The 14,627-nt window shown below is 58.1% G+C and carries 14 protein-coding genes; 3 read left to right on the forward strand and 11 right to left on the reverse strand.

Annotated elements, in window-relative coordinates:
* Positions 1–2: 2 nt before the first annotated feature.
* The 10 genes from DW913_RS06585 to DW913_RS06630 all read right to left on the reverse strand — a co-directional run bounded on the left by DW913_RS06585 (position 3) and on the right by DW913_RS06630 (position 11,134).
* Complete coding sequence (locus DW913_RS06585) at positions 3–866, reverse strand: PfkB family carbohydrate kinase (protein ID WP_117798005.1); 864 nt, start codon at positions 864–866, stop codon at positions 3–5.
* A 14-nt stretch (positions 867–880) separates the two neighbouring features.
* Positions 881–1,849 (reverse strand): SIS domain-containing protein, encoded by a 969-nt coding sequence (locus tag DW913_RS06590; protein WP_022094440.1) that lies wholly within the window; start codon positions 1,847–1,849, stop codon positions 881–883.
* A gap of 62 nt (positions 1,850–1,911) precedes the next feature.
* A complete protein-coding gene (locus DW913_RS06595) occupies positions 1,912–2,763 on the reverse strand; it encodes a sugar phosphate isomerase/epimerase (protein ID WP_117629752.1) in 852 nt (283 codons plus the stop codon).
* A gap of 1 nt (position 2,764) precedes the next feature.
* Entirely contained in the window at positions 2,765–4,348 is a 1,584-nt protein-coding gene (locus DW913_RS06600; protein WP_117798006.1) for an amidohydrolase, read from the reverse strand.
* A 9-nt stretch (positions 4,349–4,357) separates the two neighbouring features.
* Complete coding sequence (locus DW913_RS06605) at positions 4,358–5,821, reverse strand: YfcC family protein (protein WP_117798007.1); 1,464 nt, start codon at positions 5,819–5,821, stop codon at positions 4,358–4,360.
* A 218-nt stretch (positions 5,822–6,039) separates the two neighbouring features.
* Positions 6,040–6,783 carry a GntR family transcriptional regulator gene (locus tag DW913_RS06610; protein WP_117786622.1) on the reverse strand — a complete coding sequence of 248 codons (744 nt, stop codon included), beginning with the start codon at positions 6,781–6,783 and terminating at the stop codon, positions 6,040–6,042.
* Positions 6,784–6,933: 150 nt separating this feature from the next.
* The gene (locus tag DW913_RS06615) at positions 6,934–7,593 is read right to left on the reverse strand and encodes an HAD family hydrolase (RefSeq protein ID WP_369832270.1); all 660 of its coding nucleotides are present in this window, start codon (positions 7,591–7,593) and stop codon (positions 6,934–6,936) included.
* 63 nt (positions 7,594–7,656) lie between these two features.
* Positions 7,657–8,499 (reverse strand): Cof-type HAD-IIB family hydrolase, encoded by an 843-nt coding sequence (locus DW913_RS06620; protein WP_199576660.1) that lies wholly within the window; start codon positions 8,497–8,499, stop codon positions 7,657–7,659.
* Positions 8,500–8,736: 237 nt separating this feature from the next.
* The gene (gene pgi, locus DW913_RS06625) at positions 8,737–10,431 is read right to left on the reverse strand and encodes a glucose-6-phosphate isomerase (protein ID WP_117798010.1); all 1,695 of its coding nucleotides are present in this window, start codon (positions 10,429–10,431) and stop codon (positions 8,737–8,739) included.
* Positions 10,432–10,630: 199 nt separating this feature from the next.
* Positions 10,631–11,134, reverse strand: coding sequence for an iron-containing alcohol dehydrogenase (locus tag DW913_RS06630; protein WP_158566209.1), 504 nt, complete (start codon positions 11,132–11,134; stop codon positions 10,631–10,633).
* 258 nt (positions 11,135–11,392) lie between these two features.
* Here DW913_RS06630 and DW913_RS06635 point away from each other — a divergent pair, with 258 nt between their 5' ends.
* Positions 11,393–12,898: a DNA repair protein gene (locus DW913_RS06635; RefSeq protein WP_233542023.1), complete on the forward strand. Its 1,506-nt coding sequence runs from the start codon at positions 11,393–11,395 to the stop codon at positions 12,896–12,898.
* Positions 12,891–13,316: a YolD-like family protein gene (locus DW913_RS06640; RefSeq protein ID WP_233503154.1), complete on the forward strand. Its 426-nt coding sequence runs from the start codon at positions 12,891–12,893 to the stop codon at positions 13,314–13,316. Before DW913_RS06635 ends, DW913_RS06640 begins: the two co-directional genes overlap by 8 nt.
* A 26-nt stretch (positions 13,317–13,342) precedes the next feature.
* On the opposite strand, the gene DW913_RS06645 is transcribed toward DW913_RS06640, so the two are convergent.
* Positions 13,343–13,726 carry a heavy-metal-associated domain-containing protein gene (locus tag DW913_RS06645; RefSeq protein WP_117637468.1) on the reverse strand — a complete coding sequence of 128 codons (384 nt, stop codon included), beginning with the start codon at positions 13,724–13,726 and terminating at the stop codon, positions 13,343–13,345.
* A gap of 176 nt (positions 13,727–13,902) precedes the next feature.
* On the opposite strand from DW913_RS06645, the gene DW913_RS06650 reads away from it, so the two are divergent.
* Positions 13,903–14,607, forward strand: a complete 705-nt coding sequence (locus DW913_RS06650) for a DUF3793 family protein (protein WP_158551283.1) — start codon at positions 13,903–13,905, stop codon at positions 14,605–14,607.
* The last annotated feature ends 20 nt before the right edge of the window (positions 14,608–14,627 follow it).

A 14,627-nucleotide genomic window follows, 5' to 3' on the forward strand; every position in this document is an offset into this window, starting at 1 on the left:
AGCTATTCGACGATTGGTGCTCCGTGGCCCCAAGAACCTTCCATGCCGCACACGGTCGAGGCAAACCCGGCAGCAAAGTCGAGCGCACGCTCGATGGCCTCGGCGCCATCTTCACCACGCTTGGCGGAATCGAGATAGCACATCAAAAACGAGGTGAGGAACGAGTCGCCCGCCCCCATGGTGTCCTTCATGTCCGTTACCGGTTTAGCCAGCTGGCGGTAATAACGCTCGCCGTCGTAAGCAATGCAGCCCTCGGCGCCCGCCGTAGCCGACACAAAACGCGGACCCAAGCCCTTCACCCATGCCAGACGCTCGCGAATCTCGTCCTCACTCGCGGCATCCGCCGCACTAAAGAAAGCGAAATCGACGTAGGGCGCAATCTGCTCGTAGTGCTCGTCGGTGGAGTCGTCCGAAAAGTCAAAAGAGACCGTGACGCCCGCAGCCTTCAGCTTGGGCAGCTCGCGCTCGGTAAAGCAATAGTTGCCCGAATGAACCACATCGAACTGCTTCATGTACGAAAGGTCAAAGCGATCGAGGACATAGCGCGCATCGCCACGGATACCGCCCTCGTTGGAGCCAAGGAAGACACGGTCACCGTCAACGACGGTGACGCGAGCCGCTCCGTTCTCGCCAATCATCTGCTCGCACTTGTCAAGCTCGATACCCTCATCCTCGAGGCTTGCAATGACATGCTCGGCAGCGGCGTCATTGCCAAAAATGCCCATGTATGCGGAGCGTGCGGCACCGCATTTCTTGGCATAAACGGCGAAGTTCACCGCATTGCCGCCAGGATACATGGTATGGATATGCTCGTAGCGATCGACGACGTTGTCGCCAAATCCGAGCGCGTTAACGTTAAATGCCATGGCCTTTGTCCCTTCTAGTACTCGACAACACCCATATAGCGACGGAAATCGGGATCGTGATCAAACACCTTGCCGCGTGCAGCACGCAGCTCGCAGTTCATGGCATAGAACAGCACCGGGTCCAGATAGGCACGGACGCTCGCCGGCACGGCTTCCATACCGTACTCCTTGGCATCGAGCACCATCAGCGTATCGGTATGCGTCTTAAGGAACGCCAGGGCGCGCTCGTCCATAGCACGGCACTCGCTGGAGCCCATCTGCAGGAAGTAAAAAACGCCATCCTGAGTAGCCTCGAAGGGGCCATGGAAGTACTCGGCAGAGTGGATGTAGCTGCAGTGCTGCCACTGCATCTCCATAAGAGAGCAGATAGCGAAACCGTAGGTCTGGCTAAAGTTGGGACCGCTGCCCAGAATATAGAAGAACTCGTGCTCCTGGCAAAGCTTGGCAAAGCGATCGCCCAGCTCGGCATTTACCTTCTCGCGTGCCGGGGGAAGAATCTTATCCATCTCGGCGATACCGGCATACATATCGGCAAGATCGGCGTAGCCCTCCTGCTGATCGAGCAGCTCTGCCGCAAGCGACAGCGAAATACCAGCGGGGACCTCGGCCTGCGGCACACCCTCGCCCCACGGGTAGACCCACGTGGTCCACTTGCCGGAGTCGATCTTAGATCCAGCGTTGTCGGTCTGGGCGATCACCGTAGCGCCGGCAGCAAGGGCAATCTCGCAGCCCTCGACGACCTCGGGGGTGTTGCCACTGTGGCTACAAGCGATGACCAGGGACTTCTCGCCCAGACGACGCGGACGCATAATGTCGAATTCACGCGCGGTATAGATATACGAAGTGAAGGTGGTTGCCTCGCGCTGCAGAAGCTCATGAGCCGGGATCAAATCGATCATGGAGCCACCGCAAGCAATCCAGTAGACGCTGTCGAACTTGCCCTTCTCGGCAATTGCCTCTTTGATCAGATCGTGTGCGTTCATATCCAGTTCCTTTCTTGTTTGGTCCGCAATCAATGAGATTGGCTGCGTGGCCGATAGTTGTTTTAGTCAATCAGATATTTCTCGAATGCGGCCATGTTCTTGGCATCTGCCGCCGCCGGGTCATCGTAGTAACGACCGTCCGTGATTTCCTGGCCCAGCATGCCGTCAAAACCATGGGCGTTGAGCGTGGCGACGAAGGCGTCCATATCGTGCTTGCCATCGCCCCACACCAGATGTCCATACGGGTCACCGTCGATAAAGTGCATCTCGTGAATTGCCCCATCACCAAAGGCGGCAAACCAGTCCTCGAGCGTCTCGCCTGCAACGCCCATCGCGGTTGTATCAACCATGGGCTGTAAGTACGGGCTCGCGACCTCGTCAATCATGCGCTTCGCATCGGAAACCGTCGTTACAAGGTTGCTCTCCTCGGGACGCAGGCTTTCCATCGTAAGCACCAGACCGTGCTCACCGGCATACTCCGCCAGAATGGACAAGTGCTCGCGGCTGCGCTTCCAGGCTTCCTCGCGGTCCTCGTCCCAGTCGCCCCAGCCCGAGTTGACGGACATACGGTCGCACCCAAGTACCTCGGCAAGCTCAATGCCGTGCTTAAAGTACGCCAGGCTGCGCTGTTCATGCAGCGGTTTGCGTGCGCAGTACTGCCAAGGATAGACAACATTCTCGGGGCACAGAGTACGATACCTAAGCCCACGGTCTGCAGCCTTTTTCGCCAGGACCTCAGCCTCAAAGTAGCCCGTGTGGTCGAGCGTCACATGCGGCTCCGCACACCACAGCTCAATGGACTCAAAGCCCAAACGCTGCTGCACATCAAGGAAGTAATCGAGCGACCACATGATGTAGTGGATATTCATGCCCGCAATCTGTTCGCGGCGCAGCGTCGGTTTGGATTCAGACATCTTATGCCTCCTTATTTCGATCGAACACGATTTGTCCGTCCGACATCGTCATATCAACCGAAAGATCGCGTGCGTTGCGATAATCGAGGTCGAACACATCCCGATCGAGCACGCAGATATCGGCAAGCTTGCCGACCTCAAGCGTACCCAGCTCGTCTTCGCGCATCAGATCGTACGCGCCCCCGGCAGTCCAAGCACGCAAGAGCTCGACAAGCGTCAGCGCGTTGGCCTCATTCACGGGCAGTCCATCGTCGAAGTATCCACCGCACGCGCTGTAGATTGACTCGCCCAGGCTCGGAATCAGCAGTGGCAAATCCGTACCACAGCACACCGTGCATCCGGAATCTTCCATGCCGCGGCGATTCCAGCTGTGCATAAGTCGCGTCTCGCCAATTTGTCGACGCATCATCGACAGGCAATCCTCGCGCCGGTCCAGCGTCAAAATCTGCGGATAGACCTCGCAAATTCCACCTAGCTTGCCAAACTCGACAAGATCGGTCGGGTCAGAGTTCTCGAGATCGGTAATCGCATGGCGGCGAAGCAACCGTCCATGCTCGTCTCGAGGCAGCGAGGCATAGAGCGCCACGGTGCGACGAACGGCGCCATCGCCCTGGCAATGCAAGGAATATCGGAAGCCGTCAGCATCAATTGCGCGCAGCTCGTTCTCAATCAGATCCCACTCGGGCTCCTCGACAACCGTCTTGCCGGCAGCTCCCGCATCGGCCGTGTCCTCATAGGGGTCAATCATCTCGGCAAGCCCCGCCCATACGCCGCGATCGGTCATACGGTTGAAGCCAGAAAAACGAACGAACGGTCCCCGGAAGCGCTCTCGTGCCTCGCGAGCATACGACAGATTTGCACCGGCACCCACCGGCTGCGACATCATAGAGACGCGAACCGTCAGCTCGCCAGATTCTTCACGGCGAGCCATTTCGTCGGCAAAACCGTAGTAGTCATCAAACGCCATCTCCTTGATGGCGGTAACGCCGCGCTCGTTAAGCATGCTCATGTAGTCCGAATACCCCGCACGTACCTCGGGCAGCGCGAGGAAATCGCTCATCATGCGCCAGATCTTTTCGGCATAGCACGCCTGGGGCGTGAAGCCGTATCGCACACTGGCGGCAGCATTGAGAACGCAGGTCTCCGCACCCGGTGTAAAGCAGACGACAGGGATATCGCCAAAACAATCGTCAAACACAGCCGCCGTATTTGCGTTCTCGGCATCCGATGCCAACGTTTCGGGTAGGTTGTGGCCAAAAGCCGCCGCGCAATCCGGATGATCTTCTTTCCATGCATGCAAGAGCGACACGGCCTCTTTGGCATCAGCGATGCCGGACAGATCAGGCCCCAACGTCCGCAGCGCCCAGCCTGTATAGAAGGTATGCACATCGATCAGGCCAGGCATGACGGTGCGGTCGCCCAGGTCAACTACCTCGTCCGCCTGGGTCAAATACAAAGCTAGCTCACACTTGGTGCCAACAGCCTCAATTCGATTGCCACGGACCGCTACGAAACCTTCAAACGGCAGGTCCCCCGTACCGGTAAAGACGCTCTTAGACGTCAGGACCGTCAAACGATCAGACATCACAACCACCTACGCCGGAAGCATGCCAGAAATTGCCGTTACGATCAGGCCAAAGACGACCATAAAGATGAAGAACTTCCAAATGGTCTTCCACCATTGGCCAAACGTAATCTTAGCCACGCCAAGGCCGGCAACCGTCATGCCCGCCACGGGACTGATGGTGTTGATGGTCTGGTTGGCAAACTGGAGCGCGGTAACGGCCGCCTCGGGATTGAGGCCCATGAGCTCGGTCAGGGGGCCCATAACGGGCATGGTGAGTGCCGCCAGGCCAGAACTCGAGGGAACCAGCAAAGAGAGCAGGCCAAGGACGATATACATAAACGTGGTGTAGACGGCGGCGGGTGCACCGGCGAGCGCAGTAGCGAGCGCCTGGAGGATGGTGTCGATGATCATGCCGCCCTCGGCGATGACCAGAATACCGCGAGCGATACCGATAACGATGGCGGCGTACGCAAAGTCGGCGAGACCTTTAACGAACTCCTCAGCAATCGTCTGCTGGTCAAGACCGCCCAGGATACCGGCAAGCAAGCCCATGCCAAGGAACACGGCGGAAATCTCATTCATGTACCAACCCTGGGTCACAAGACCCCAGACGATAATGCCCATACCGCAAGCAAAATCGATAAGCACGAGCTTCTGACGGGTAGTGAACTCTTCCTCAATGGAGGCATCGGTCACGGAAAACTCGATACGCTTGAGCTTATCGTCCTCGTACGTAATGGACGACTCGGGGTTTTTTTTGACGCGCATGGCGTAGCGCATGGCCCATGCGATACCGACGGCAGTGAAGATGACCCAAGAAACGGCGCGCAGCCACAGTTGCGGATTGCCCTCGATGCCAATGATGCCCTGGGCGATCAAAACATTAAACGGATCGATAGTCGAAGCGCAATATCCCAGGTTAGGACCAAGGAAGCAGATGATGAATGCCGTCATCGAGTCATAACCGATACCCATCATGATGGGAATGAAGATGGCATAGAACGGCAGGGCTTCCTCAGACATACCAAACGTGGTGCCGCAAATGGACAGCAACGTCATCGTGATGGGAATGATGAGGATGTCCTTGTTCTTGAGCTTTTTAATCACACGGCTCATGCCGGCATTCAAAGCGTTGGTCTTGGTGATGATTGCGAACGACCCGCCAATCAATAAGACGAACGCAACGACGTCGGCAGCCTCCTGGATGCCCTTAGTGGGCGCTTGCAGGACCGCGAAGATATCCTGCCCCAGATTGATGGTCTCGCCGGTCTCGGAATCGGTGTAGTTCTTATCGACCTGTTCATAGGTTCCAGCAACGGCGACTTCACGCTCGCCCGCCGCTGTCGAAATCGTCTTGCGCTGATACTGACCAGAGGGAACGATCCAAGTCAAGACCGCAAAGACAACGATCAGCAAGAACATGATCGTATAGACATGCGGTAATTTGAACTTAAAACGTCTGTTTGTCTTCTTCGCCTTCGTATCTGACATAGATACCTCCAAAGAACTCGAGACTGCATCGCATCTCGCTTCAACGTTTGCACAAGGCAAACGTTCTATGACGTTCTATAGGTTACCAGCAGCTTTTCTCGCCATCAAGATAATTTCAAACTGATTGCCGCAACGCGGTTGAACGGTTGCGTTTGCGCCGTGAACGGTATGGAAACGCCCGGTGAGATGATCCACCGGGCGCTTTCATACGCAATGTCCTAGATGTCAAAAACGTAGCGAGACCCAACGATCCGCTGACGACCGATGATAAACGGCCGCCGCTGCTCATCGAAAAAGAAGGCTTCCATATAAAACAAGGGTTCGCCAACGGGAACTGCCAACAACCGAGCGACCTCGGGCGACGCACACGCGATCTCAAGCGTGCATGGGTCGGTAAACGCGGGCGTGCGGCCCGTCCGGTTGCGCACGAACTCAAAAATGGATTGGTTAGATAGAGGTGCCGTTGATAGATAGGCGTTGTCCTCGTAAACATATATGTTGTTCTCGAGCATGACAGGGACGCCATCGGCAGTACGCACGCGCTCAACGCAGATCAAGTCAGTTCCAACGGGAACACCAAAGAACTGTGCTTCGGTGGAATCCGCCGGCAGTATCTTTCTCGAAATGACACGCGCCCCCGGTTCCATTCCGTTAACGCGGCATGCGTCCGAAAAACTCTGGACGTCATCCTTCTGGCGAATCTTGCGCTTGAGCTTGGGGGCATTGACAAACGTGCCTTTCCCCTGTCGCTTCGTTAGATAGCCCTGTTGGACGAGCTCCTCAATAGCGCGTCGCACGGTAACGCGGCCAACTTTATAGCTCTCAGCCAATTCGAATTCGTTGGGTATCCGCGCACCTGCCTTGTAGGCACCGGAGTTGATTTCGTTTTTGATGATATCGATAACCTGTTGGTACAGCGGTATCGCTGCTTTACCGTCAGTTAGCCCTTCAGTCGGTGGCATATACCCTCTCCAAGCACAATTAAGTCTAAAACGGGCTTAAGGGCATTCAACAAGTCCTTAAGCCCGCATTAGCTTAAAGTATGCTAGGTGTCGCACCAAAATGTCGGCTATTTACTCATCAGACCCGAAAAACGCGCAACTACCGCGCTCCTAAGAAAGCGTGAGCAGCTCCGGCAGCTGGTCGATGATCTTGTCCGCGGCATCCTGGCTAAAGCCAAAGCGCTCCTCGCGCTTGGCAATGACCGTCAGGCCGGCACGCTTGCCGGCAGTGATGCCAGGCACCGAATCCTCAACGCAGCAGCAACGGACCGCAGGCAGCCCCAACAGGTCCAGCGCATGCAGGTAGATGTCGGGCTCGGGCTTGCTCTCCTTAAACTGCTCGCCGCTCACCACATACTCAAAGGCATCCGACAGCCCGCATGCATTGAGCACTTCCTCGATGCTATCCATGGGAGACGAGCTGGCAAGCGCCACGCGAACGCCGCGGCGCGGCAGCTCGCGAATCGTATCCACAGCGCCTGGGTTAATCAAAGCCTGGTAGTCACGCGGACGCTTATGCGCCCACTCGTCCCAACGGGCCAATGCTTCCTCGCCAGTGAAGTGCCCTTTACCGGCGCGCTCAAACCAATCGACCAGCATATGCAGGAAGAACTGATATGAGGTACCAACCTGCCCGTTCAACTCCTCTTGGGTCAGATTCAACCCAAGCTCCTTGGCAAACGCGGCGGTCTCGCCCAGGTAGTAATACTCGGTATCGACAATGACGCCGTCCATGTCAAAGATAACGGCGTCGAACGGAAATGCGGACACGGCACCCTCCCTAACAAAAGGGCGCCTGTAAGCAGGCGCCCGAACCATGCATTATCGGCGATTCTAGCCCAGCAGCTTATCCAGCGCCACTGCAATACCGTCTTCGTTGTTGTTGGCGGTCACCATCTGGGCCACGGCCTTGACTTCATCGACAGCGTTACCCATGGCGACGCCGGTACCAGCCCACTCGATCATAGACTTGTCGTTCTGGCCGTCGCCAAACGATACGACCTCGCTGGCATCGATGCCGAGCTTGGGCAGGGCACCCTCGAGCGCACGGGCCTTATCGATACCGGGCGCCGTGTACTCAAAGTACCAGTCGGCCGTAAACATGCCCGAAAGCGTCTGCTTAAAGGGCGCATACATCTCCTCGTAATGCGCCTGCAGGTAGGCCGGATCGCCCGCCGTCAGCAGCTTGTCCACGGGATAAGTGTCCACGACCTCATGCAGGCTCTCGACCTCGCGAATCTTAAGGTCGCACGCATCGCGCTCGTATTTGACGATGTTTTTCTGCGAGCCGTCAGGCAGCGTGATCATGCAATGGTACGAGTCCTCGACGTGCAAATCGCGACCGAGCGAGATGATGGGGATCACGTCAAAATTACGCAGGTGATCAATCAGGCGATGCAATTCGTCGGCAGGCATAGCCTGATCGAACAGCACCTCGTCGGTCTGAGCATCGACGACGTGCGCGCCATTAAAGGCAACTAGCAGACCATCATGGTTCTGAAGGTCGAGCTCCTGCGCCAAGGCATGCAGCCCCCATGCGGGACGACCCGAAGCCAAGATAAGCTTAATGCCCGACTCCTGCGCCGCGAGCAGTTTCTCGCGCGTACGCGGGCTGATGACCTTTTGGTCGTTGGTGAGCGTACCGTCGATATCCATTGCGATGGCTTTGATTGCCATATATGCCTCCCTGACATTGAACAACCTTGTCTGAGCCATCATACAGAACACCCACGGCGGCGTTGTTTGCAACGGGAAAAATGTCATATTGTCCCAAACATGAACGGCGCGCCTTCGACGATTGCGATGCCCGTCGAGGCGCCTCCCGATACATTCCATCCTATCCAAATAGCAAAGGGCCCGCATCCCAACGGATACGGGCCCTTGTCGGCTATGCGTTAGTTTTCGCAGCGAATCCTACTTGCGGTGAGCTCGGTAGAACTCGATGAGCGCCTGGGTCGAAGCGTCCTGTTCGGCCTTGGCGGCGTCGTCGTGGAAGGCCGGGGTGATCTGCTTGGCAAGCTGCTTGCCAAGCTCGACGCCCCACTGGTCGTAGGAGTCGATGCCCCAGACCGTGCCCTCGACAAACGTGATGTGCTCGTACAGGGCGATGAGCTCGCCGAGCGCGAACGGGGTCAGTGTGTCGCCGAAGATCGAGGTCGTCGGACGGTTGCCCTCAAAGCAGCGAGCCGGGACGATCTGCTCGGGCGTGCCCTCGGCGCGCACCTCATCGGCCGTCTTGCCAAAGGCGAGCGCCTTGGTCTGGGCCAGGAAGTTGCCCAGGAACAGCTCGTGCACGTCCTGGCCGTTGTCGGTTGCAGGGTTGGCGGTGTTGGCGAAGGCGATGAAATCGGCCGGGACCACCACGGTGCCCTGGTGCAGCAGCTGGTAGAAGGCGTGCTGACCGTTGGTGCCGGGCTCGCCCCAGAAGATCTCGCCGGTATCGGAGGTCACAGCGCTGCCGTCCCAGCGGACATGCTTGCCGTTGGACTCCATGGTGAGCTGCTGCAGGTAGGCCGGGAAACGGTGCAGATACTGGCAGTACGGAAGCACGGCGTGGCTCTTGGAACCGAAGAAGTTGACGTACCAGACGTTGAACAAACCCATCAGCGCGACGGCATTGTTCTCGAGCGGCGTGTTGCAGAAGTACTCGTCGATGGCGTGGAAGCCCTCAAGGAACTGCTGGAAACGCTCGGGGCCGAGCACGACGATCAGCGACAGGCCCACGGCGGAGTCGACGGAGTAGCGGCCGCCGACCCAGTTCCAGAAACCAAAGGCGTTAGCCGGGTCGATACCGAAAGCCTCGACCTTCTCGAGTGCGGTGGAAACGGCGACGAAGTGCTTTGCCACAGCCTCGGCGTTCTGCTCATCGGAGCCATCGATGGCGCCCTGAGCCTTGAGCTGCTCGAGCATCCAGGTCTTGACCTCGCGGGCGTTGGTGAGGGTCTCAAGCGTGGTGAAGGTCTTGGAGACGATGATCACGAGCGTGGTCTCGGGATCCAAACCCTTGAGCTTCTCGGCCTGGTCGTTGGGGTCGATGTTGGAGATATAGCGGCAATCGATACCGGCGTCGGCGTAGGGACGCAGGGCCTCGTAGGCCATGACCGGGCCCAGGTCGGAGCCGCCGATGCCGATGGACACCAGATGCTCGATCTTCTTGCCGGTAACGCCCTTCCACTCACCGGAGCGCACGCGCTCGGCAAAGGCGTACATGCGGTCGAGGACCTCGTGCACGTCGGCAACGACATCCTGGCCGTCAACGATGAGCTGGCCCTTCTCGCTTGCCGGGCGGCGCAGCGCGGTGTGCAGGACGGCGCGGTCCTCGGTGGTGTTGATGTACTCGCCGGAGAACATGGCGTCGCGGCGCTCCTCGAGCTTCACCTCGCGGGCAAGATCGCACAGCAGCTTGACGGTCTCATCGGTCACCAGGTTCTTGGACAGATCGAAGTGCAGGTCACCGGCGTCAAAGCTCAGCTTGTTCACGCGCTCGGCATCGGCAGCGAACCAGGCCTTGAGGTCGATACCTTCGGCCTCGAGCTTCTCCTGATGAGCCTCGAGCGCCTTCCAAGCGGCAGTCGACGTAGCATCGATAGGTGCGGCAACAGTTGCCATAGAGTCCTCCTCAGCATACGAGCGCATACCTCCATGCGCCCGGATAATCAGATGCCCCTATTCTAACGCAGGTCAAGACTACAATCAGCGAGCGTTATCAATCCGCCCCTAAACGGCGACCGACCAAAAACGGACAGGTTTACTTTGACAGGTCAAACGCTTTACCTACCAAAATAAACCTGTCCCTTCCTGGCAGGTATTATGCCGCGGCGCACACGCTACCAAGCAGCTCGCGCAAGGGAGACCCGATGCCCTCCAGCAGCTCGGGCGCGATGATGGCAAAAACGGGAGCCTCGCCGGCTCCCACCGTAGCGGGCACCTTGCCCTCCGAGACAATGCATCCATAGGGGACAAAACCGTCCTCACCGGCATCGAGCGCCGCCATGCGGCGGGCGAGCTCGCGCGCAAAGCCGGCTGTATCGGCATCACCGATCGCCAGGACAAAGTCCACGCCCTCGTCGGTCGCCAGGGCCACGGCCTCGTTGACCAGCTCGCCTCCCCCATCGCCTCCAACCGAGCCACAGCGAAAGAGCACGCGCTCGAGCAGGGCCCGGTCGAGCGAGCCGAGCGCCGCCGAAACGAGCTCATCACGCGTGTGCTTGTCACCACCCAGCACAACCAGCGCCTTGGTGCCACCGTAGTGAGCGACCAATCGTCCGCACCAGCGAGCCACGTCTCCATCCGCAACAAGGCGCGTCGGCATACCAAACCCATAATTGACCATCTTTCCCACAACCCTTCCGTGCGTATAGGCGGTATCAATCGTTAGACCCATGCTACGAAGCGAGGTTTTCCGAGCTGTTTCGCACTCTTTAGAGCTGCGTTAAAACCCGATGCAGCCGCACGACCATACCTACCAAAACAAACCAGTCCCTTTTTGGCAGGTTTTGACGGTGTCCGCGCAAGCGGGTATTATCGAACAGGTATTCGATAAGAACATGTGTTTGATGGGAGGGATCACGTGGAGCACGAGCAGCATACCTATATCTGCATCGACCTTAAGACGTTCTACGCCAGCGTCGAGTGTGTCGACCGCGGGCTCGACCCACTCACCACGTGCTTGGTCGTTGCCGACGAATCGCGCGGACGCACGACTATCTGCCTCGCCATCACGCAGGCCATGAAGGACCTCGGGATACACAATCGCTGCCGCCTATTTGAGATTCCCGATGGCATCGACTACATCACGGCCGTACCGCGCATGCAGCATTACATGGAGGTGTCGGCGAAAATCTACGGTATCTATCTGGAATACGTCAGCCCCCAGGACGTGCACGTCTACTCCATCGATGAGTGCTTTATCGACGTGACGCCCTATCTGGACCTCTATCACACAGATGCGGAAGGGTTCGCCTGCACGCTGCGCGACGAGGTCCTCGCGCGCACCGGCATCACGGCGACGGTCGGCATCGGCCCCAACCTATTCCAGGCCAAGGTAGCGCTCGACATTACCGCCAAGCACGTACCCAGCCGCATCGGCATACTCGACGACGAGACCTTTCGCAAGGAGATCTGGCCCCATCGTCCCATCACCGATATCTGGGGCATCGGTCCCGGCATGGCAGCCCGCCTCGAGAAATACGGCGTCTACGATCTGATGGGCGTCGCGGCGCTCGACGAAAACCTGCTTTACGACGAGCTCGGCGTCAATGCCGAATATCTCATCGACCATGCCTTCGGGCGCGAGCCGACAACCATCGCCGATATCCAAGTCTATCGCCCGCAAGCAACTTCGACCACCACAGGACAGGTGCTCTCGAAGGGTTATGCCTACGAACAGGCCTATACCGTCTTGCGCGAGATGGTCGACAACGCCGTTTTAGACTTGGTCGATAAGCACGTGGTCTGCGACAGCATCTCGCTCTTTGTGGGCTACGCGAGCGAACGCGCCGACATACGCCGCCTCGACGCCAGCGGTACAGCGCAGTATGTGGACGGATGCGGGCACCTGCGCTCGAGCACATCGAGTATCGAACCCACCGCAACCGCCGGCCCCGAGCTCGCGCCCCGTGCGCCCAAGCCCGTCCAGCGCGATGACGAACGGCGTCGCCTGGTGCGCGAAGCGCAGGCAATCGATGGCATCTTTGTGGGAGAGCATGGCGGCAAACCGCGCGGTGGCTATGCCGCACTCTTTGCGCACTCTAACGCCTCGCGAAAGCTGCCCGAGCGCACCAATTCGTTTAAGAAGATCATGGGCTATTTCGATGAGCTCTGGGCGCAGACTGTCGATCCCAAACGACCGGTCAAGCGCATCAGCCTGGGATTTGGCAACCTCATGCCCGAGGAATTTGCCACCATCGATCTGTTCAGCGATATCGAGGCCGATGAGCGCGAGCGCGAGCTGGCCCGTGCCGTGCTGGCTGTAAAAGGCAAATACGGCAAGAACGCGCTGGTTAAGGGACTGAGCTTTACCGCCGGCGCCACCGCACGCGAACGCAACGATCAGGTAGGAGGGCACCGTGCCTAAGCCCCAACAGCAGCCGATGCGGCCACCGACACCTTTTGAACGCCTAGCGGACCCCGAGGGAAGACGTCGCTCCGCCGACCCCAAGCTCACCGCTAACGGCGCCGTCCGTGCCGGCCGTGCCGCGCAGTTTATGCCCTTTGCCGCCCTCACGGGATATTACGAACTCGTGCGCAAGCAAGAGATCACCGCCGAACCAAAATGTGAACTCACGGAAGAAAAAGCCCTCGAGCTTTCGAAAAAGCTCGAGGGCCTCAAACGTGGCGACCTAGTCCGCGTCACCTATTACGATACGTACGGCTATCGCTCCCGCACCGGCATCCTCGACGAGGTACTCCCTGCCTTCAAGCTCCTCAAGCTCAAAGACATCGCCATCGATTTCGATGACATTCTTGACATCGAACTGCGCGGACGAGCCTAGACAAGGAAGTGCATCCAAGGCGGCGCTTACAGCGTCATGACGTAGTAACCCGCATCCTTCACGGCCGCCACGAGAGCACCGCGATCGATTGGCCGCTTGGAGCGCACGCGCGCCGTGTGGTCCGCGTACGTTACCGTTGCCCACACACCATTCAGCGCATTGAGGGCATTGGCCACATTCTGAGCGCAGCCATCGCAGCTCATGCCGCCGATGAGCAGCTCATCGCTATAGGGGTAGTGGGACGGATCGGTATCCGCAACCACTACCTTCTTGGCCTTCTTACCGCTCGTGCCATCGCTGCAGCAGCTCTTTCCGTGTGTCGAAGCGACAATACGCCGCAGGCCAAAGAACATGCCGACGACAATCGCGGCAAGCACGATGATATTTGCAGGGTTTAGCAAGTCTTCCATGCGATCCCCTTTCTCCAAACTCTTATACCTATACCCCCATGGGGTGTTCCCATCTTACTCCAAACTCGTGTCGGTTCGGTCAATTAGTTTCCCGCTTCAAACTTTTTTGTTGACCTTGGCTTACTTTCGTGTATAAGTTTTCCTAGGCTAACAACTGAGGACCCGAAAGGAGCATCGTGACTCGAACCATTGACATCCCAACATACCAAACGGCTGTCGTGCGCAACTGCTCCCCTACGCTCGCAGGTATCAAGCCGGCCTCGCTCTTTACCTATCCCGGCGTTTACGCCAACCAAGGCGGAAAACCCGGCGCCGCCCATATCGAAGAGCGACGCTCTCGCCTGCTCGCGGTCATTGCCCAATGCAACCGCGAGCTCCAGCCACTCGGGATCCATATGAGCGTTTTGGTCTGGCGCCCCTGCGGAGCGCTCATCTATGTGTACCGCCCTGCGGACCTCATGCGATACCTCTCCGACCCCCGCGCCACGACGGCGCTTACCGCCGAAGGTTACGATGTCCACAACCTGCCCGCATCCCTGGTGCATCTCGCCGCGCGCATCACGCTGGCAAGCAGCAATGCCGCAGAAAGCGCCTATGACAGCAGCGTCTGCGCACTCGCGCGAAATAGGCACTGCGATACGGGGTGCATGTGCGAGTTCCCCCACGAAATTGGCTATTTTTTGGGCTATCCCTACGAAGATGTCCATCAGTTTATCGTCCAGCACGGCGAAAACTATAAGGTCTTTGGCGCATGGAAGGTATACACAAACGTTGAGCAGGCGCTCACGACCTTCGATTCCTATCGCGCATGCACGCAATACCTTACGTACATCTATCAACAGGGCTGCACCCTGGGACAACTTGTCCAGGCAACCCGATAGAGCATACAAAACGCGGCCGC

This window comes from Collinsella sp. AM42-18AC, from assembly GCF_003467965.1.
In the GTDB taxonomy this organism is placed as follows: Bacteria; Actinomycetota; Coriobacteriia; order Coriobacteriales; family Coriobacteriaceae; genus Collinsella.

Coding starts and splice junctions, on each gene's coding strand:
- DW913_RS06610 (WP_117786622.1), bottom strand. CDS start 6,783: ATGCCACCGACTGAAGGGCTAACTGACGGTAAAGCAGCGATACCGCTG.
- DW913_RS06605 (WP_117798007.1), bottom strand. CDS start 5,821: ATGTCAGATACGAAGGCGAAGAAGACAAACAGACGTTTTAAGTTCAAA.
- DW913_RS06600 (WP_117798006.1), bottom strand. CDS start 4,348: ATGTCTGATCGTTTGACGGTCCTGACGTCTAAGAGCGTCTTTACCGGT.
- DW913_RS06590 (WP_022094440.1), bottom strand. CDS start 1,849: ATGAACGCACACGATCTGATCAAAGAGGCAATTGCCGAGAAGGGCAAG.
- DW913_RS06620 (WP_199576660.1), bottom strand. CDS start 8,499: ATGGCAATCAAAGCCATCGCAATGGATATCGACGGTACGCTCACCAAC.
- DW913_RS06645 (WP_117637468.1), bottom strand. CDS start 13,726: ATGGAAGACTTGCTAAACCCTGCAAATATCATCGTGCTTGCCGCGATT.
- pgi (WP_117798010.1), bottom strand. CDS start 10,431: ATGGCAACTGTTGCCGCACCTATCGATGCTACGTCGACTGCCGCTTGG.
- DW913_RS06630 (WP_158566209.1), bottom strand. CDS start 11,134: ATGCCGACGCGCCTTGTTGCGGATGGAGACGTGGCTCGCTGGTGCGGA.
- DW913_RS06585 (WP_117798005.1), bottom strand. CDS start 866: ATGGCATTTAACGTTAACGCGCTCGGATTTGGCGACAACGTCGTCGAT.
- DW913_RS06595 (WP_117629752.1), bottom strand. CDS start 2,763: ATGTCTGAATCCAAACCGACGCTGCGCCGCGAACAGATTGCGGGCATG.